The sequence below is a fragment of the Rhizobium sp. P1_C7 genome (genome assembly GCF_056406295.1).
The window spans coordinates 63,581-81,000 of record NZ_JBFUAL010000020.1; the positions used below are offsets into that span (position 1 = coordinate 63,581).

The 17,420-nt window shown below is 57.4% G+C and carries 16 protein-coding genes; 5 read left to right on the top strand and 11 right to left on the bottom strand.

The genetic code is table 11. The features are described 5' to 3' along the window. Window positions 1–34: 34 nt before the first annotated feature. The 4 genes from AC1D2R_RS24960 to AC1D2R_RS24975 form a co-directional block, all read right to left on the bottom strand. Complete coding sequence (locus AC1D2R_RS24960) at window positions 35–949, bottom strand: LysR family transcriptional regulator (RefSeq protein ID WP_477971523.1); 915 nt, start codon at window positions 947–949, stop codon at window positions 35–37. Between the two features lie 520 nt (window positions 950–1,469). Then, entirely contained in the window at window positions 1,470–2,060 is a 591-nt protein-coding gene (locus AC1D2R_RS24965) for a DUF308 domain-containing protein (protein WP_477971525.1), read from the bottom strand. 109 nt (window positions 2,061–2,169) lie between these two features. Next, on the bottom strand, window positions 2,170–2,751 hold the full coding sequence (locus tag AC1D2R_RS24970) for a TetR/AcrR family transcriptional regulator (protein WP_477971527.1): 582 nt from the start codon (window positions 2,749–2,751) through the stop codon (window positions 2,170–2,172). Window positions 2,752–2,861: 110 nt separating this feature from the next. Further along, window positions 2,862–3,689 (bottom strand): oxidoreductase, encoded by an 828-nt coding sequence (locus AC1D2R_RS24975; protein WP_477971529.1) that lies wholly within the window; start codon window positions 3,687–3,689, stop codon window positions 2,862–2,864. A 77-nt stretch (window positions 3,690–3,766) separates the two neighbouring features. On the opposite strand from AC1D2R_RS24975, the gene AC1D2R_RS24980 reads away from it, so the two are divergent. Together AC1D2R_RS24980 and AC1D2R_RS24985 are read left to right on the top strand one after the other, a co-directional pair. Then, the gene (locus tag AC1D2R_RS24980; RefSeq protein ID WP_477971531.1) at window positions 3,767–4,714 is read left to right on the top strand and encodes an AraC family transcriptional regulator; all 948 of its coding nucleotides are present in this window, start codon (window positions 3,767–3,769) and stop codon (window positions 4,712–4,714) included. A 194-nt stretch (window positions 4,715–4,908) separates the two neighbouring features. Beyond that, window positions 4,909–6,000: an AI-2E family transporter gene (locus AC1D2R_RS24985; RefSeq protein WP_477971532.1), complete on the top strand. Its 1,092-nt coding sequence runs from the start codon at window positions 4,909–4,911 to the stop codon at window positions 5,998–6,000. 150 nt (window positions 6,001–6,150) lie between these two features. On the opposite strand, the gene AC1D2R_RS24990 is transcribed toward AC1D2R_RS24985, so the two are convergent. Next, window positions 6,151–7,179 (bottom strand): DUF2955 domain-containing protein, encoded by a 1,029-nt coding sequence (locus tag AC1D2R_RS24990; protein ID WP_477971534.1) that lies wholly within the window; start codon window positions 7,177–7,179, stop codon window positions 6,151–6,153. Continuing rightward, window positions 7,169–8,269, bottom strand: coding sequence for an HlyD family secretion protein (locus AC1D2R_RS24995; protein WP_477971536.1), 1,101 nt, complete (start codon window positions 8,267–8,269; stop codon window positions 7,169–7,171). The genes AC1D2R_RS24990 and AC1D2R_RS24995 overlap by 11 nt, the downstream gene beginning before the upstream one ends. Before the next feature lie 678 nt (window positions 8,270–8,947). On the opposite strand from AC1D2R_RS24995, the gene AC1D2R_RS25000 reads away from it, so the two are divergent. Next, window positions 8,948–9,862: a phosphotriesterase family protein gene (locus AC1D2R_RS25000; RefSeq protein ID WP_477971538.1), complete on the top strand. Its 915-nt coding sequence runs from the start codon at window positions 8,948–8,950 to the stop codon at window positions 9,860–9,862. A gap of 456 nt (window positions 9,863–10,318) precedes the next feature. Here the strand turns inward: AC1D2R_RS25000 and AC1D2R_RS25005 are convergent, their stop codons facing one another. The 5 genes from AC1D2R_RS25005 to AC1D2R_RS25025 all read right to left on the bottom strand — a co-directional run bounded on the left by AC1D2R_RS25005 (window position 10,319) and on the right by AC1D2R_RS25025 (window position 14,261). Beyond that, entirely contained in the window at window positions 10,319–11,137 is an 819-nt protein-coding gene (locus tag AC1D2R_RS25005) for a GNAT family N-acetyltransferase (RefSeq protein WP_477971540.1), read from the bottom strand. Between the two features lie 89 nt (window positions 11,138–11,226). Then, complete coding sequence (locus AC1D2R_RS25010; RefSeq protein WP_477971542.1) at window positions 11,227–12,078, bottom strand: alpha/beta fold hydrolase; 852 nt, start codon at window positions 12,076–12,078, stop codon at window positions 11,227–11,229. A gap of 12 nt (window positions 12,079–12,090) precedes the next feature. After that, a complete protein-coding gene (locus AC1D2R_RS25015) occupies window positions 12,091–12,561 on the bottom strand; it encodes a nuclear transport factor 2 family protein (protein ID WP_477971544.1) in 471 nt (156 codons plus the stop codon). Further along, a complete protein-coding gene (locus AC1D2R_RS25020) occupies window positions 12,561–13,187 on the bottom strand; it encodes a pyridoxamine 5'-phosphate oxidase family protein (RefSeq protein WP_477971546.1) in 627 nt (208 codons plus the stop codon). Before AC1D2R_RS25020 ends, AC1D2R_RS25015 begins: the two co-directional genes overlap by 1 nt. Window positions 13,188–13,286: 99 nt before the next feature. Then, window positions 13,287–14,261, bottom strand: coding sequence for an alpha/beta fold hydrolase (locus tag AC1D2R_RS25025; protein WP_477971641.1), 975 nt, complete (start codon window positions 14,259–14,261; stop codon window positions 13,287–13,289). Window positions 14,262–14,709: 448 nt separating this feature from the next. Here AC1D2R_RS25025 and AC1D2R_RS25030 point away from each other — a divergent pair, with 448 nt between their 5' ends. Further along, on the top strand, window positions 14,710–16,617 hold the full coding sequence (locus tag AC1D2R_RS25030; RefSeq protein WP_477971548.1) for a PAS domain S-box protein: 1,908 nt from the start codon (window positions 14,710–14,712) through the stop codon (window positions 16,615–16,617). Beyond that, window positions 16,607–17,230, top strand: coding sequence for a response regulator transcription factor (locus tag AC1D2R_RS25035; RefSeq protein ID WP_477971550.1), 624 nt, complete (start codon window positions 16,607–16,609; stop codon window positions 17,228–17,230). The genes AC1D2R_RS25030 and AC1D2R_RS25035 overlap by 11 nt, the downstream gene beginning before the upstream one ends. Window positions 17,231–17,420 lie beyond the last annotated feature (190 nt).

Genomic DNA, 17,420 nt, shown 5'->3' on the forward strand with positions numbered 1-17,420 from the left:
TTGGGAAACATTGTTGCGAAAATCGCAAAAATACTCATGTCGTCCAGATGGCTTCGAAATCGTTCATACGGAAACGTTCGGCCAAGAAATTTATGAACAGACGGGTCCTGACTGGGACAAATGACTTGCTTGGGTAGGCGATATTCATTGTAAGTCGGGGCAAATCCCAGTCATCCAGCACCCTTACCAGATGGCCTTTATCTAAATCATCTTGAATGATGTATGTCGGCTGCGCCAGTATACCCAGGCCGTCTCGCGCGGCCTGGCAAATCAACTGTCCATCATTCGCGAGTATACCGCCGTCCACCTTGATGACCACGGCACCCCCTCTTTTGCTGAAATGGAATTCATTCCAATTGTCAGCAAGGGTGTACAAGATCAAATCATGTCCGAGTAAATCTTGAGGATGGATGGGTATGCCGCGTCGTTCCAGATATTTTGGTGAGGCGGCCAGAAGTCGACGTGTCTCGCCCAGTCGCCGAATGGTAATTGAGCTATCGGCTTCAACTCGGCGTGTGCGGATGGCAAGATCCAGACCATTCTCAATAATGTCATAGTATCGGTTTGAAGAAACAATCTCGATTGATACGGCCGGATAGAGCTGCCGGAATTGTGCCACTACGGGCATCAAATGCAGCAGGGAAAACGACAGGGATGCCCCAATACGCAGTCGTCCCGTGGGAGCGTGGGAACGAGCCGTGACGTTCCCTTCCGCCGCTTCCCAAGTTGCAAGGAGATCACGCGCATCTATGAAAAGCGCTTCTCCTTCGCTGGTGAGGCTCAACTGGCGGGTGGACCGTTGTACAAGCCGAGCACCAAGCCGAGCCTCAAGACTCATGAGATGCCGGCTGATGGCGGAAACAGACAAATTGAGCGCCCGTGCCGCTCGCGTCAGGCTTCTGTCTTCAGCGATTTTGACGAAGACCTGAAACTCGGTCCAGCGATCCATGTTGGCTTCCAGATGCAAACGCTACTCAGCCGACACTTTGCGTTTTCGGTTCGCGACATGGCAAGATAAATTGCGCAGTGTTGAAAGAAACGCCAGCCTTTCCGCATTTGACACCTCGAATTTGTAACAGCGTCAGCGGGCTTGCGTACGAGGCAGTGCTGCTTTGAGCTGCCGAGCGGCGAAAAACTCCATATCCGTGGGGTGTCCTGAGTGCTCGATCAGTTCGTCCATTGCGGTAATTTGGAGTCCGCGCATTTCTGCGCTCACGTTGAACGACGGCTTCGCGCCCGCTTCTCCACATTGAGGTTAGCTCTGTCACTGACTTAAAGCGGACGTACCGGCCAGTCGAAGAGGACTACTGCGTTATCCTTGTCGAAATCGGTTGTGTGCGCCAGGCGGCCATGTCGGCGCGGAAGGGAAGGAGCGCCAGGATGCACATCTGATCTCGGGTGATCTCGGACCGCGACTGCAACCGTCGCAATCGCGGCCGTGGCTCTACAATCCGGGGATCACCACCGGATCATGCTTCGACGGATGCAGGATTCCGGCGTCGCGCTTCCGAGACGGTCAGCCAAACGGCTGAGACGAGGAAGTAAAGGGCGCCGACGCCAGCGTAGCCTGCAATATCAGCGATCGAGGGCGGCGCAGGCAACTGCGCTTGCACGATGAAGAATGTGCCGGCGACAGCCGATTGGCCTCCGCTCAGGATCATTGCCCATTGGCCTCCGCTCGTTTTCCACCGTCGGATTGCGGTGCCGAGTTGCAGTAGGCCGGAGAGGATCGCCCACACGCCAAAGACGCCGAGAACCCAATTCATGTTCGTCGTGAGCGCGATGACGACTGCAATGGCGACCACCAGGCTGACGGCGACGTTGAATGCCTGCGTACGATTGGCGGCAAGCCCGCCGCTGCGGGAAGCATCGACATAGTTAGCGGCGGCATCCCAGATCGGATAGACGATAAGCAGGGTGGCGGCGACGGACGGGGACTGCCGGCCGACAAGCAACGCCGCCACAACCCAGACAACGGAAAAAGCCGCACGGGTGAAGTAGTACAGCTTGAGCCACTTGTCCTGGTCATGCTGCGCAAGTTCGCTGCCATGGCGATTCATTGGATGTTCCTTTCGAGTAGGTTTCTACCTACTAATTGGTAGTTTCGTGCGACGCAATTGCCGGTGCTGTTGAGGAGGCGGCGCGCCGCTTAGCCGCCCTCAACCAGAATCATTCCGCCTTCAGCCTTTCCAGGGTTGGGCCGAGAATGGTTCCGAAGACGGCAGGCTTTCCGTATGCCCGAGCCGAAAGCATTGCGCCGTGAACGGTCGCCATGAATGCCTCTGCCTCCACCCGCGCCGTGCCGGAAATCTTGAGAGAGCCTTGCTGTTGGCCGCGCCCCATGACTGACGTCAGCCAGGCCGACAGAGACTCGAAGAATGCTCGCACCTCCACGGCTACGTCCGTTGGAAGCGCCGGAAGTTCACTGGCCAGCAGCGCGCACACGCAGAAGGGGATGCTTTCATCTTCGATGCACTTCGCCCAATAATCTGCGTAGGCTTGAATGAGTTCGAGCGGTTCAGGCACATGGTGCTCCAGGTTGGCCAAGCCGCTTTCAGCGTCCCCGCGGTAACGCTGCACAAGCGTACGCACCAGATCGACCTTGCTCGGGAAGTGGTGATGGATGCTGGCCTTGCGTATTCCGACCACAGCCGCAATGTCGGCATAGCTGAATCCATTGTAGCCTCCGGCCGTGATCAACTTTTGCGCGGAGGTCAGGATTTCGTCGGAGGTCGTCGAAAGATTGCTCATACAAGATATCTACCTTCTGGTAGGTAGCCTGTCAAGTGGTGCGACCTTGTGCGGTATTGCGCCGTTCCGTGATAGGCATCGCGCGCTCTGGCGACGCGATGCCAACGCAGTCAGCTATCGGTAGAAACGGTAACGGATTTCCATCCTTCGATCTCCTGCTTCAGACCTTCGATCCTGTCCGACACGAGCCTGAAGGCATCGCTGCCGAGCAGGAGTTGAGGCGGAGGGCTGTCGGACTCGATCAAGCTCAGGACAGTTGCCGCAAGCTTGTCGGGATCGCCGAGCTGCTTGCCGCTCTTGGCCTCCCGCGCCTGCCGGATGGGATCGAACAGCGTGTCGTAGTCAGGGATCGACCGCCCCGTTCTGATCATCGAGCGTCCCGCCCAGTCAGTCCGGAAGGAACCGGGGCACAGGGCCGTCACACGGACGCCGAACGGCGCCATTTCCGCACGCATGACTTCCGAAATGCCCTGAAGGGCGAATTTGCTGCCGCAGTAATAGGCGATGCCGGGCATGGTGATCATTCCGCCCATCGAGGTCACGTTCACGATGAATCCGCTGCGCCTTTCACGGAACCGCGGCAGGAAGGCCTTGGCGACGGCAACGGCGCCGAAGACGTTCACGTCGAACTGACGCCGCATCTCCTCGAGCGGCGATTCCTCGAGGATCCCCTCGTGACCATAGCCGGCATTGTTGATCAGCACATCGACCGGCCCATGGTCGTCCTCGGCTTGTCGGACGACGTCCGTTATCCGGTCGAACTCAGTCACGTCGCACAGGACGGACCGCACCGCCGGCAGGCGTTCCGCGAGGCTTGCCCTCGACTGTTCTGAGCGGACGGTGCCAATGACGTTATGGCCCTTGCTAATCGCGGCCGCCGCGATCGCGAAGCCGAAACCGGAATTCGCGCCGGTGATGAAGAAGGTTTTCTGTGGCATGGCAGACGTTGTCCTGTTGATCGGTCGATGCCGTTGACAGATAATACTCAAAAGCTGCGGCATCGATTGCTGAAACTATGAATGTCTTGCCAAATCCTATGAACGAGGAAAAGGAGCCGGCGAAGCGCCACGTGCTGGTGGAACTGGCTGGTCACCTTGCCTCGCAGCAGGGATACAATCCGACGCCGCTTCGTGGCGTCCGCCTTCTCAGGACCGAGGCGGTCCTCCGCGACGTTCCCGTGCTCTACAAGCCGGGCGCGGTGTTCGTGTTGCAGGGACGCAAGCAGGGCATGCTTGAAGGCCAGGCCTATCTCTACGATGAAGAGCACTATCTGGCGGTATCGGTGCCTGTTCCGTTCCGGATGGGATCCGTGGCCAGCCCCGATCGGCCCCTACTTGCGGTCTATGTCGAATTCGACATGCGCATGGCGGCTGAAATCGCTGCCGAGATCGCCTCGCAGACGAGCGCGAGAGGTGCCGGATCGGCATTCGGCAAGGTGAGAAGCCTGGTGTCGAGCAGAATGGAGCCGGCCATCGAGGAGGTCTTGCTACGCCTGCTGCGGGCCTTGCACGATCCTGTCGAGCTTGCGGTTCTGGGCGCAGGCATCCTGCGCGAGCTGCACTACCGGGTGCTGGTCGGCCCGCAAGGCGGGGCGCTTGTCTCGGCCCTGCAACAGCGGGGGGCCTGCGGACGGATCGTGCAGAGCCTCGCCCGGCTGCGCGAAAGCTACGCTTCCCGAATTTCGGTCTCCGCGCTGGCGAGCGAAGCGGGCATGAGCGTTCCCTCCTACCACGCCCATTTCAAGGCACTGACAGGCAGCACTCCGATACAATATGTCAAGGCGATGCGGCTCCACGAGGCGCGGCTGATGATCGCGCGCCGCGACAAGACAATCACACAGATCGCCTCATCGGTCGGCTACGCCAGTCCTGCCCAGTTCAGCCGCGACTTCAAGCGACACTTCCGCCGCACGGCGTCGCAAGAGGCCGAATGGGTTCGCTGTCATCTCGGTGAATTTGTCTGAACGTCTCGATGGGCTGCTTTCCGACGCAATACTCATCCTACCGACCGTCAGGCAGGCCGGTTCGCACGCGATACTGCAGGTCCCGCTGGCGTCTAAGTCTATTACAACTAGAGAGTAAATTGAGGTTGCAATCTTCATTTGGAACGAGGAGAGTCAGAAGTGCGGCCTCTGATCCAAGGCAGGAGAATGCTGTTATGCAGGAATTGCATGTTGTTGAAGGCGGTCGACACCAGAAGGTCATAGAAGCAGCCCTGGCCTTGCTGCTGGTGTCGGTGCTGATTGCCGCGAGCTTCTGGGTGTTGTTAGCCTTTGTCGGTGTCCTCACCTATGCAGTGATCCTTTCCACCGCCACAGCGGGGCTGTTTGATCGAATAGTTGAGCTGCTGAACGGAAGGCGTCGCCTGGCCGCCGTGCTGTTCGGCGTGGTCGCAGTCGCGATTATCATCGTGCCGTTGGTTTACCTCTGTTCCGCTATTGCTGACTATCTCAGTATCGCCGAGGCGTGGTTGAGCACAGCCAGCACTCGCGGAATCCCCAACCTTCCCGAGTGGATTTCGGGCCTTCCTCTTGTCGGAAACAAGATATCGGCGGCATGGCAGGACCTGCAGCGCGAAGGTCTGGTATTGATGCAGCGCTACCAAACCCAGCTCGCTGCCGCCGGACGCTGGCTCCTGAATTTCGGTGCGGGTCTTGTGGGGGCTGTTCTTGAAATTTTCGTGGGCATCATCGTGTCGGCGGTCCTTCATGCATCGCGCAGCCAGGTGTTGGGGTTTGTCTCCGCCATCATGGTGCGCATCGTTGGACCGAGGGGGCCAGAACTGCTGAGTGCCGCGGGAAGGGCCATAAGCGGCGTTGCAATCGGTGTCATTGGGACAGCTCTGCTCGAGGGGGTGCTGGCTTGGATTGGCTTCGCAATCGCCGGCGTTCCTGGAGCCATTGCCTTGGCCGCAGCGACCTTTTTTCTGGCGGTTATCCAAATTGGACCGCTTCTGGTTTGGCTGCCGGTGGCGATCTGGCTGGGTTCCGAGGGTCAGACCGGTTGGGCGATTTTCACGGCGGCATGGGGGATCATTCTACTCATGGGGGCAGACAATATCGTGAAGCCTATGCTAATCGCGCGCAGCGGCCAGTTGCCGATGCTCGTGCTTTTCATGGGAGTGATCGGGGGGCTGGCAGCGTGGGGCTTTACCGGCATGTTTATCGGTGCAACGACGTTAGCTGTGCTTTGGACGGTGTTGCAGACGTGGCTCGGCAGCAATGGGGATCGCCCAGCAGACGTCACTTGAGCGTCCAGCGATTTTGTTGATGTAGCTTGGCCCGGTGATGGCCGCAAAACCTCCTGGCCCCCGTATCGGTCTGGCGGATATGGACGGCTTAAGAAAAGAGGTCCACGTGCGACGCGCCCGCAAGCGGAACCTTTGAAGAGGTCAGGCGCGTCATTTTGCATTAGTTCCTCGTGTTTCCGATTGCGGCCAGAAGATTGCAGCCATTAGCAGCGTATAGATCAACGCCGCGCCGACGTAGATGATCCGGGTCGTGAAAGATTCCGCGGCGCCGCCGGGCACTGGTGACACGCCAAGTCCGAACAGGATCAGGAATGTCGTGAGAGCGCCGGCGTACATCTTGGCATCATTTGACCTGCCCGCAGCGCGCCCGCCCAAGATCAGCGTCACGACGAGGACAATGAGAAAGATCGAGAATAGGCTTGGGCGCAGAGTGAGGACAGAGTAGGCGATGGACGCCAGTATCCCACCCGAGAGATTGATGACCACTAGCCCGAGTGCCATTCGAGTGCTCGCGGCGGCATCGAACTGGCCAAGCAACGAGGCAATGGTGATGGGGATGACAAGGGCTGCCGAAAGTTGGTCGTTGACCAGGCAGACCGTGACCGCCCCGAGCAGTATCGCCGTGTTCGCCAGTGCTCGCAGATAAGAGGGAGGTCTGACCGCTGCTGAAGCCACCACGCGGCGCGTCGACGGCGGCTCCGGAAACACAGCATGGGCGAGCCACATCAGGAGCGTGCCACCGAGAATGCCGGATATCAGGATCGACAGGATCGAATTCGCAAGGTCCTTGTTCAGGATTCCGATCAAAGGGACGATAATCGCGACCACCTGCACAAGAAAGAGTGCGGGACCCCCGGTGCCTGCCGACTGGGCCGCAAAACAGAAAAAGTAGATCAGCGCCAGCAAGATCAGGAACGTCGGAGGACGATCGCCGACCAGATTCGTCAACACCATCATGCCGATCCCTGTGAACAGGATCAGCAAGGCCGCCCCCAATGCCTTGCCTAGCGGCATCGGTCCGGTACTCCCCAACAGGAACTGTGCGGCAAAAATAGGCACGAGGAACGGTACGATGGCACCGAGCGCCACAGAGGACGTAAATCCCAGGGAGACCGCAAACGCCACCCGCAGTCCCTTGCGACGCTGCTCGGCAGACTGATCGTCGCGGTCATCCCACATAGGTCAGTACCGATATGATGCGGATCCAAAGCCAGCCCCAGGTATTGGTGACCGGATGATCGCCGGTGTAGATGACGACGGTTGCTTGCGAGCCATATCGCACGCCCGTTGGCCGCTCTGCGTCCAAGACCAGGCGAACTGGAAAGCGCTGGGCCTCGTGGACCCAGCCGGTGTCGGTCCGGATCGTCGGCAGACCGGTGTTCGGGTCAGTTCCGCCGCCGCCCTGCTGAGAGACGCCGAGGCCGATGCTTTCGACCTTGGCAGGAAAGAGCCGTCCAGGGAGCGCATCGAAAAGCACCTCGGCCCGATTGCCGAGCGCGACATTCTCCAGGCTGTTTTCCTTGAAGGCGGCGGCAATCCAGATCGTCCCGACATCGATGAATGTCATGGCCGGCTGGCCAACGCTGACGACCTTGCCGATGGAAAGCTGCAGGTTGGTGACAACGCCAGCCGATGGCGCATGAATGGTGGTTCGGACCAAGTCCAGCTGGGCAGCCTCCAGCGCCGCTAGCGCTTCCCGGAGCTGTGGGTTCTCGTTGCCTGCCGGGCCGAGCTGCTCCTTGGCCTTGGCGAGATCGGCCCCAGCACCACTCACCGAGGCCTCAGCCTGCTCGTAAGCGGATTTCGCTGCATCATACCTTGCCTCGGAAACCACACCCCGCTTGACCAGTTCGCTGGCCCGCGCGTACTGGTCACGCATGTTGTCCCGGTCTACTTGCGTCTCCACCAGCTTGGCTTGGGCGGCGTCCACGGTCGCTGTGGAAGCGCCGATGGTCTGACCCACAAGCGCAAGATTGGCCTCCGCTTGGGCAACGGCGATCTTGTAGGTGCTGGGATCGATACGAAAAAGCACCTGATCGGCTTCGACGAGCGCGTTGTCGTCGACATTGACCTCTACGACCCGGCCGGTCACCTCAGGCGCGATCCCCACGACATAGGCCTGAACCTGCGCCTGCGCGGTGGAGGGTGTACGCCGCTCCATGAAGATGGACAGCACAAACAGGATGAGCGCCAGTAGCACTAGGATGAGAGCCGTCCGGCGCAACGGATTGCGGCCGGCCACGACAGCTGCAGGCTGGGTTGAATCCACGGCTCTTCTCCCCGAATGACGCTATTCTCGAATCCACGGCCCGCCCGCAGCATACCAGAAGCCGCACTGGACCAAGCGCTAGATATTACACGTTACCAATAGACTATGCGGGTGGTCAAAACATAACGCCTACCGCCGCAGTCTCGGCAGCAATGTTGCTATGTTGGGCGCTCTTCAGGGCTGCTGCCGCAGGCGGTGCTCGCGATAACTCATCGTCTGTTCTGTCGGCCTCCCCGGCCCGCAGAGTCTACCGCGATCTGGATGGTTCGTCGCATCCCCATTGCCAGTTTGCAAGCGAGCGAGGACATAGCGCGACCATTTTTCGCCCGAGCATCCCGACGAGACCTATAACGCGAGTGAGGTACAAGTCTCAATGTCATCAGCCTCGCAACCAGGTCTTCCTCACGAAAGACAACTTGAATGCCCGCAGGGACTTTCTCTACGGGCGGCTTCTTCACCGCGCTACCCAGCCTGCGGGACGCGCCTTCAGCCTCGACGTCGCACGCCTCCGGATTTCTATAGAACCCAGTCGCGACCTTGGCGACAAAAACATCCAAGCCTTCTATGCTCGCGCACTTCACGTGGCAGTCGGCGCGACCTCTTTACGCGAAACACCGATCCAACCGGACGTTTACCGCTTTTTGCCCGTTCAATAAAATGCGAGGGAAGCCTTAAACAATGAAGCAGATTTATACGACTCTGGGACCAAAGCGCAGCGACGAAGTCGGGATGATTCTCCCGCACGAGCATGTGTTCGTCGACCTTAGAACGCCTGACCAGCCCGGTTACGCCGAGGCGGAGATAGATGCGGTTGTGGCGCTGATGGTCCCGCAGATTGAGGCGATCAAAAAACAAGGCATAACGCTCCTCGTCGAGTGTACGACGGGAGGCGTAGGAAGACGCGCTGACATAGATCTCGCTGTATCGAAGGCAGCGAACTTTCCGATCGTCGTCCCGACCGGCAACTATCGCGAACCATGGATACCGGCTTGGATAGCCGAGGCTAACGAGGGCGATCTTGAACAATGGATGGTGAGCGAGCTTACCGAGGGAATCGAGGATACTGGTGTGCTGGCGGGATGGATCAAGCTCAGCGCGGGCGACGATGGGATTTCGCCGCTCGAAGCACGGATTCTCCGAGCAGCTGCAAGAGCATCCGTGCGGACCAATGCGGTAATCGGCTCCCATACGATCAGGGGAAAGGTTGTGATGAAGCAGTTGGACATCCTCCAATCAGAAGGCTGCGCACCAAAACGCTTTATATCCATTCATACCCAGGAGGAAAGGGACTTCGGCCTTCATCGGGCATTGGTGGAGCGTGGTGCGTGGATCGAATACGACCACGTCGGAAGAGCTCCCGACAAGGAAGTGGTCGCAATGCTAATGCGCGCCCTTGAAACCGGGCTGGGCAAGCAACTGCTCATAAGCCATGACCTCGGCTGGTATGATCCGGCGCAACCCGGTGGTGGAATTCCGAGACCTTATACCCACCTTGTCGGAAGCCTTCTGCCATCGCTCAAAACTGCGGGCGTCGGCCAGGACATTGTCCGGCAACTGACCGAAACTAATCCGTTCGAGGCGTTCGCACGCTGAAGCAAGGCACGGCACTTGCTTGATGTGCACAACCCGAAGCCCGTGCGACCCAAATCACAGAAGCGGTTTTATATTAGACAATTCGCATTATTATTTCCGTGTTTTCGCCACTTGAAGGTATGAGCTTGGCGGCATGTTTTCATGCTTCTGTGTACCACATTGCCCTTGTTTTCCGTGCTGACGCAAGCGTCCGCCTGCGACCAGCTCGCGCAACGGAACCTTAAGGTATTTCTGTTGGCACCTGACAACGTTTCTATCTTGCCCAACGTCATTCGTTGCTGTCGCCGACAATCGATCAAATACGAACCTCGTACAATGCGCCTATCAATCGGTGGGTTCGCATGCTGATCGAGAAGCAGACAACATTCTCTCCGAGTTCGCGGCGCTCATACGGCAAGCGCGGGAACTGGCAAGAAGGCAACAGCTCGCGTCGCAGACCGCGGTGCCTGACGTCCCTTATGATCTTTCCGAAAACCGGTAGTTCATTCTCGTGTAAATCTGTTCGAACCCGGTCGCGATGAGATTGGCGTGAGAGATATTTGGTTCATCTGCCGAGGGCCGGGCGGTTTCGACGACGAATGTCTGAACCCCCTGACCGACGCCTTGGTTCAGACGCGCGGCAATGAGGGCCTTCTGCGCTCCTCGATTGCGGAACTCGGGAACTGTCGCGCCGCCACCGAGCCACGCATAGCTACCTGACGCGTACATCGCGCCTGTCGCAATCGGCCTGCCGTCCAACTCAGCGAAAAAGCAGGTCCAACCTTCCTTCCCGACAATCGCTGACCAAAGCGGTGTCAGGTTCGCTGGAAAGTTAAATGCGGCGCACATCATCGAGCCGAAGATTTCGGCTTCAGTGACTTTGACCTGCCGGGTAGCGACCTCGCGAGAATGAATGAGCGGCGTAGAAGGCGCTGTTCGCCTAAGCTTTGCCCATCCGTTACCTTGGGGAATAAGGCCCCGTTTCCTTATCCAATCGTGTGTCTGTTGAGGAGCGGTGGCAGCGTTCATTTGCAGGTAGCGGCGTCCTGTCCTTCTGCTCATCCACTCATAGGCCCTGTCGAGATCTTCAAGTGCTGCAAGGCCCAGGATACGATTAAGACCGATGGCGGGCGCGCCGGGCAGCGATATTGCGCAACCTGCAGCCAATTGCATGCAGCGAAACTCAGCCTGGTCTAGGAGCGTCTGGGGCGCGATCATGAACAGGTCGATAAACGCTCTCGCTTCGATAATATCTTCTTGGGGCACCGCTTGGCGCGATGCTGACGGGCGATCCATGGCAGTGTCCTTGAACTATCAATGCGCCAAACAGAATTCACCGCAGCGAAGTCAGCCACGGGACAAGCAGACGGAGGTAGGGAGCGCAGTTAGGTCAGGAAGTTGGCCATTGCGGTGGCGATTTCTTGGGAATGCGTCTCCAACGCGAAGTGGCCTGCATCGAGGAGACGGATCTCAGCGTTCGGGAGATCGCGTCTAAATGCCTCCGCACCTGCAGGCAGGAAAAATGGATCCTTGTCTCCCCAGATTGCCAGGAACCTCGGCTGATGTTTTCGGAAATACGCTTGGAACATTGGATAGAGAGCCACATTGCTCACGTAATCGAGCGCGATGTCGAGCTGGATCTCTTCAGCATCGGGGCGCGCCATATAGAAGGCATCAAGCGAATAACCGTCGGGAGACACGGCCGATAGATCCGAAACACCGTGTTCGTACTGCCAACGAATGGCCGGAGGTTTCATGATCTCGCGCAGGGCATCCCGGTTGGTATCCGTCGGATCAGACCAGTATCGCCTGATCGGATTCCAAACGTCGCTCAAGCCCTCCTCGTAGGCATTGCCATTTTGGGAAATGATTGCCGCCACCCGCTTCGGCTCCCTCATTGCGATACGGAAACCGATCGGCGCTCCGATATCGAAAGCGTAGAGGGCAAACCGTTCGATACCCAGGACTTCAATGAACCTCTGGATGATGTCGGCAAGACTGTCGAACGTGTAGGAAAACTTGGCCCGGGAGGGCGCCTCCGACTGGCCGAACCCCGGTATGTCGGGCGCGAAAAGGTGAAATCGATCCGCGAGCAGCGGCATGAAATCACGGAACATGTGGCTTGAAGACGGAAATCCGTGGAGCAGCAACAGGGTCGGTTTTGTCGGCTCCCCAGCCTCCCGATAGAATATTTCGTATCCGTCGATATTGATGCGGTGATAGGTTGAACGCTTCATCTTGTCCTCACCTTAGAAACCGAAATCACTGAGACCAGGGTGATCATCCGGTCGACGGCCAAGCGGCCAGTGGAACCGGCGATCCTGACTTTGGATTGGTACATCGTTGATTGATGCGAAGCGTTTTCGCATCAGGCCATCGGCCCCGAACTCCCAATTTTCGTTCCCATACGACCGAAACCAGTTGCCCCCATCGTCATGCCATTCATAGGCAAAGCGAACAGCGATACGATTGTCGGTAAAGGCCCAGAGCTCCTTGATCAGTCTGTATTCGAGTTCGCGTTGCCATTTCCGCGTGAGAAAGCCGATGATTGCCCGGCGGCCATTTACGAACTCTGAGCGATTGCGCCACTGGCTGTCATGGCTATAGGCCAACGCCACCTTTTCGGGGTTGCGGCTATTCCAGCCATCTTCCGCCAGCCGAACCTTTTCTGTTGCGGAGACTTCCGAAAAGGGCGGCAAAGGAGGTCTTGTTGCGTCCATCATTTTTCTCCCAGGGTCTCCAGCCGAGCACGCAGCTCTGCATTCTCGGACTCCAATTGAGCCAAGCGCTCACGCAATGGTGTCACCGCTTTCTCGACTTCGTGTTCGGTGTAACGCGGAGTGATATGCTGAGGGCAATTCCAATCGAAGGCTTCCAGCCGCAGGCGGAAAATCCGCTCAGCTTTTGCTCTATAGCCGGCATCGAAAACAAGGTCGGTCAGTGCAAGGTCGGCATCGAGTGTCAGCTTCTCGACATGCATGTAAATCTTGAGGCGCGCTCGCCGCGGGTAGTCCACCAGGAAGAGACAGGCCCGGTCGTTTGCGGCAAAGTTGCCGGTACTGATGTATTGGCGGTTTCCCCTATAGTCGGCGAAAGCCAGCGTCTTCTTGTCGACGATTTTGAGAAAGCCCGGTGGCCCACCTCGGTGCTGAACATATGGCCAGCCGGTTTGTGACACCGACGCGATGTAGAAGCTGTCCCGCGCAGCGATGAAGGCAAGCTCGTTTTCGGTGAAACTATCGGACTCTCGATGGTGGTCGCCCAACCAGATTTGATCAGCACCCATTTCAGCTTGTGCCAGCCGCACATTCGGAGTGATTGCAACTTCCAAAAAATGGTACGGCATGTGTGATCTCCAAATCCGGAACGTAGCAGGCCACTGTTCAGCGGTGCGACCTCGGCCTGGCGGAGCCTTGGTCACACCGCCGGCGACAATGCCTGGCGGTCACTTCTTGGCGACGTTGCGATCCAGGAAGTCGTTGATAAGCGGAGCAGCGACGTCCAGCTTCTCTTCGAGCAGGAAGTGACCTGAGTTCAGGATATGAATCTCGGCATCCGGAAGATCCTTGAGATAAGGATGAGCGCCGGCCTCAGGAAAGATGTAATCGTTCTTGCCCCAGACGATGAGCGTGGGTGGTTTGCGCTCACGAAAGAAGCTTTGGAAGTCAGGGTAAAGCGGCACGTTGGTGCGATAGTCATATAGCATATCGAGCTGGATATCCTTGTTCCCGGGTCGGTCCAGAAGAGCCTGATCGTGAACCCAATTGTCAGGACTGATGCGCGACACGTCTTCCATGCCATCGGTATACTGGAACTTGGTGGTTTCAAGCGTGACCAGACTAGAGAGCGCCTCACGGCTCTTTTCTGACCCATCGGACCAGTAGGTCTTGATGGGATCCCAAAATTCCTTCAGCCCTTCATCATAGGCGTTGCCGTTCTGGATGATCAGCGCACTGACCCGTTCCGGATGTTTCAGCGCCAGGCGGTACCCCACGGGTGCACCATAATCCATGACATACATCGCGTAGCTTTTGACCGCCAAATGATCCAGTAACTTGTCCATGATATTGGCGACCCCGCCAAACGTATAGGCAAATTTGCTGCGATCGGGAGATGCACTTTGCCCGTAACCCGGATAGTCCGGCGCAATGACGTGGTACCGGTCTCCAAGGAGCGGGATCAGATTCCGAAACATGTGGGAGGACGTCGGAAAACCATGGAGTAGCAGCACGACCGGAGCGTCGGCCGGACCGGCTTCCCGGTAGAAGATATCGAGACCCTCGATCTTCGCGGTTCGGTAGTGGATGGGAACCGGAGCCTCGCGAACGTCTGTCGTGGCCCGCGCGGGAATCGCGCTTACCACGGTTGCGGCAGTCATGCTGGCGGTAACCAACATCAGGCACATAATCAAACTACGCATGATGGTCTCCTCATAGGTCGAGATGAAACGAAAGTTAGTTTCGAACGAGGGCTGCTGTCGGTCGTTCAGACCGCGCAAGCGCCGGTCGCGATAAGGAATGTCACCGGAGGCTGTTGCCTACGGCAAAAAAGGGCAGTGGTGTGGATTCGATGCACGTAAATGTTCGGTGTGAACGCGACGACGGACCTGCCGACGTTGTCGTTCGTCAAGCCCGTCTCGAAGTGTAGGATTAAGCGGGTTTGCGATCGCTCTCAATTGCGATCTAGGTCACGCGCAACTAGACGATGGCATTGCCATCATAGACCTTGGTATATCGATTTTTCCTTACGCAACTCAGAGAAATCCCGTAACTGTTTCCGGCGGACGATCGACCACCCTTCGATATTTCCTGATATGGAGTCGGAATGTCTGGGCTCCGGAGCGTCTCAAACTCTGAACGGAGGGTGTTGTGGAACGAGAGCCGGAAACCGATCCCATTATCGATCTGATCCCCGCTATGGTGTGGTCCGCAACGTCGGAAGGCATGCTGGATTTTGCCAACCAGCACTTTCTCGAGTTTATCGGGGCGCCGCTTGAAAAAATCTCCGGCGTGGGATTCTACAAGCTATTTCATCCCGACGACACGTCACATCTGGCTTCGGAATGGCATGACATCATGGCCTCGAAGCATGCCAGAGAGGTTGTGGGCAGGCTAAGGCGCGCAGATGGCCAATATCGTTGGTGCACGCTTCGGCAGAAGCCGCGGCTCGATGCCGAAGGAAATGTTTTGAGATGGTATGGTGTGGTCCTCGATATCGAAGACCGCAAACAGGCCGAAAACGCATTGAAGGAAACGAAGACTGCACTTGCGGCCAGCGAGGAAAACCTCAGCCTTATCATCAATTCGCTGCCTGTTCTCGTATGGTCAGCGCGACCGGATGGCAGCGCTGATTTTGTCAATAAAAGCTGGTTGGACTATGCAGGTCGCCCTGCTGAGCAAATCCTCGAGTGGGGCTTTCTGGACCTTTACCATCCTGACGACATTCCAGGCATGGTGGACATCTGGAAGAGAGACCTCGAATATTCCGACCACACGGTTTTGAAGGGGCGTATTCGCGGAGCAGACGGCAACTACCGCTGGTTTTATTTCTCGGGCCGCAGGCTGGTTGATGCCAATGGGGTCGTTCGTTGGTTCGGCGTCAATATCGATATCGAAGACCTGCAATGTGCGGAGAACGCCCTTCGAGAAAGCGAAGCTGCGCTTCGGGAAAGTGAACACAAGCTCAATCTTATCATCAACACGATACCCGCGATGGCTTGGTCATGCACCTCGGATGGCCGGCTTGAATACTTTAATCGAAACTTGATCGATTATGTCGGTCTGCCTGTTGAAGAGCTCGTCGGCTTCGGTTTTTATCGCATGTTTCATCCAGATGATGTCGAGCCGATGCGTATGGCTTGGGACGACATTATAGCCTCGAAAAAAAGTCGTCCGGTAGACGCCCGTATCAGACGAAACGACGGAGAATATCGATGGTTCAACCTTCGACAAAGCCCTCTTCTGGATTCAGATGGAAATGTTGTGAGATGGTACGGCGTCGTCGTTGATATCGAGGATCGCAAACGAGCAGAAGAGTCTTTGCGACAAAGTCAGAGTGACCTCGCGCATGTGACGCGGATGACGGCCACTGGTGAACTTGCCGTTTCCATTGCTCATGAAGTCAACCAGCCGCTCATGGCAATTGTAACAAATGCCAGCACATGCCTGCGCTGGCTGCAGCCGGGACACACGGACCTGGAACAGGCCCGGTTTGCAGCTGAAAGGATTGTCAAGGATGGGCACCGCGCGGGCGATATCATCACCAGTATTCGTGCAATGGCTCAGAAGTTACCTGCTAGAATTGAGCAAACCAACTTCAAGCCCGCCGTGGGTGAGGTGCTGGATCTATTGAGGGGCGAACTTCAAAGGCGCGGGATAGAGGTCGTTCTCGATATGGCGGAAATGCCTATCGAAGTCATTGGAGACCGAACGCAACTGCAACAAGTTGTTCTCAACCTCGTCATGAACAGCGCCGAGGCGATGGCAGCTTCGTCAAGAGCAAAACGCATCAACATCCGATGCGCCGCAGAGGAGCAGCTTGTGAGAGTGAGTGTTTCGGACACAGGCCCCGGGGTGTCTGTCAACGATATGGACCGAGTTTTCGAGGCATTCTACAGCACGAAGGCCGACGGTATCGGAATGGGGCTTTCGATATGCCGCTCCATCGTCGAAGCGCATGGCGGCCGGATTTGGGCTTCTGCGGCGGAGAATGAGGCAGGGGGCCTGTTCACGTTCACCTTGCCTTTGGCGGAGGGCACAGCCGACGATGATCAATGATCGCAAAAAAGGCCGGCCGACAGTCATCATCATCGATGATGACGAAAGTGTTCGCGAAGCCTTGAGAGGACTCTTTGAATCCGTCGGGCTGATCGCTGAGACCCATGGCTCCGTGGCAGAGTTCCTTGCTGCGGATGATCCTGATCGCGCTGGCTGTATAGTCCTGGATATTCGCCTGCCAGGGCAGAGCGGGCTGGAGTTTCAAGAAGCGCTCGTGAAAAGCCGACACCCAAGGTCAGTCGTGCTGATCAGCGCCCACGTCGATGTGGCAATGGCGGTCCGTGCCATGAAGGCCGGAGCTATTGATGTTCTCACCAAGCCAGTGCGTGAGCAGGACCTGCTCGAAGCGGTGAACCGCGCTTTGGCAAATGATAATTCTCGACGCGAAGAGGCAAATCAAACGGCTGCGTTGCGCATGAGATATGCCAAACTCACTGAGCGTGAGCGGCAGATTATGGCGTTGGTTGTCGCTGGAAAGCTGAACAAGCAGATTGCAGCTGAAGTCCAGCTCGCTGAAGCGACGGTGAAACTGCATCGTGGCCACATGATGCGCAAGATGCACGCATCCTCAGTTGCAGAATTAGTCAGGATCGCGGGCATTCTGGAGGAATGAAAGCAGTTATTTGGAGGAAACGTGGTTCGATCCCTTGCGAGTGCTGAGGTCTCTGCATCGGCAGATTGCGAGTGAGCCTTTTGTCTGTGCGACATAATCTGGATCTGCAAACTTCGTGCAAGGCGCGGCCCCTCGACGGCGTATTCCATCGTTGGAGATGGGGGGCAACTTGTCACGATAATTGGGGGGT

Excerpts from the sequence above, each read along its gene's own strand:
- AC1D2R_RS24960 (WP_477971523.1), bottom strand. The coding sequence starts at position 949 with ATGGATCGCTGGACCGAGTTTCAGGTCTTCGTCAAAATCGCTGAAGAC.
- AC1D2R_RS24965 (WP_477971525.1), bottom strand. The coding sequence starts at position 2,060 with ATGAATCGCCATGGCAGCGAACTTGCGCAGCATGACCAGGACAAGTGG.
- AC1D2R_RS24970 (WP_477971527.1), bottom strand. The coding sequence starts at position 2,751 with ATGAGCAATCTTTCGACGACCTCCGACGAAATCCTGACCTCCGCGCAA.
- AC1D2R_RS24975 (WP_477971529.1), bottom strand. The coding sequence starts at position 3,689 with ATGCCACAGAAAACCTTCTTCATCACCGGCGCGAATTCCGGTTTCGGC.
- AC1D2R_RS24980 (WP_477971531.1), top strand. The coding sequence starts at position 3,767 with ATGAATGTCTTGCCAAATCCTATGAACGAGGAAAAGGAGCCGGCGAAG.
- AC1D2R_RS24985 (WP_477971532.1), top strand. The coding sequence starts at position 4,909 with ATGCAGGAATTGCATGTTGTTGAAGGCGGTCGACACCAGAAGGTCATA.
- AC1D2R_RS24990 (WP_477971534.1), bottom strand. The coding sequence starts at position 7,179 with ATGTGGGATGACCGCGACGATCAGTCTGCCGAGCAGCGTCGCAAGGGA.
- AC1D2R_RS25000 (WP_477971538.1), top strand. The coding sequence starts at position 8,948 with ATGAAGCAGATTTATACGACTCTGGGACCAAAGCGCAGCGACGAAGTC.
- AC1D2R_RS25005 (WP_477971540.1), bottom strand. The coding sequence starts at position 11,137 with ATGGATCGCCCGTCAGCATCGCGCCAAGCGGTGCCCCAAGAAGATATT.
- AC1D2R_RS25010 (WP_477971542.1), bottom strand. The coding sequence starts at position 12,078 with ATGAAGCGTTCAACCTATCACCGCATCAATATCGACGGATACGAAATA.
- AC1D2R_RS25015 (WP_477971544.1), bottom strand. The coding sequence starts at position 12,561 with ATGGACGCAACAAGACCTCCTTTGCCGCCCTTTTCGGAAGTCTCCGCA.
- AC1D2R_RS25020 (WP_477971546.1), bottom strand. The coding sequence starts at position 13,187 with ATGCCGTACCATTTTTTGGAAGTTGCAATCACTCCGAATGTGCGGCTG.
- AC1D2R_RS25025 (WP_477971641.1), bottom strand. The coding sequence starts at position 14,261 with ATGCGTAGTTTGATTATGTGCCTGATGTTGGTTACCGCCAGCATGACT.
- AC1D2R_RS25035 (WP_477971550.1), top strand. The coding sequence starts at position 16,607 with ATGATCAATGATCGCAAAAAAGGCCGGCCGACAGTCATCATCATCGAT.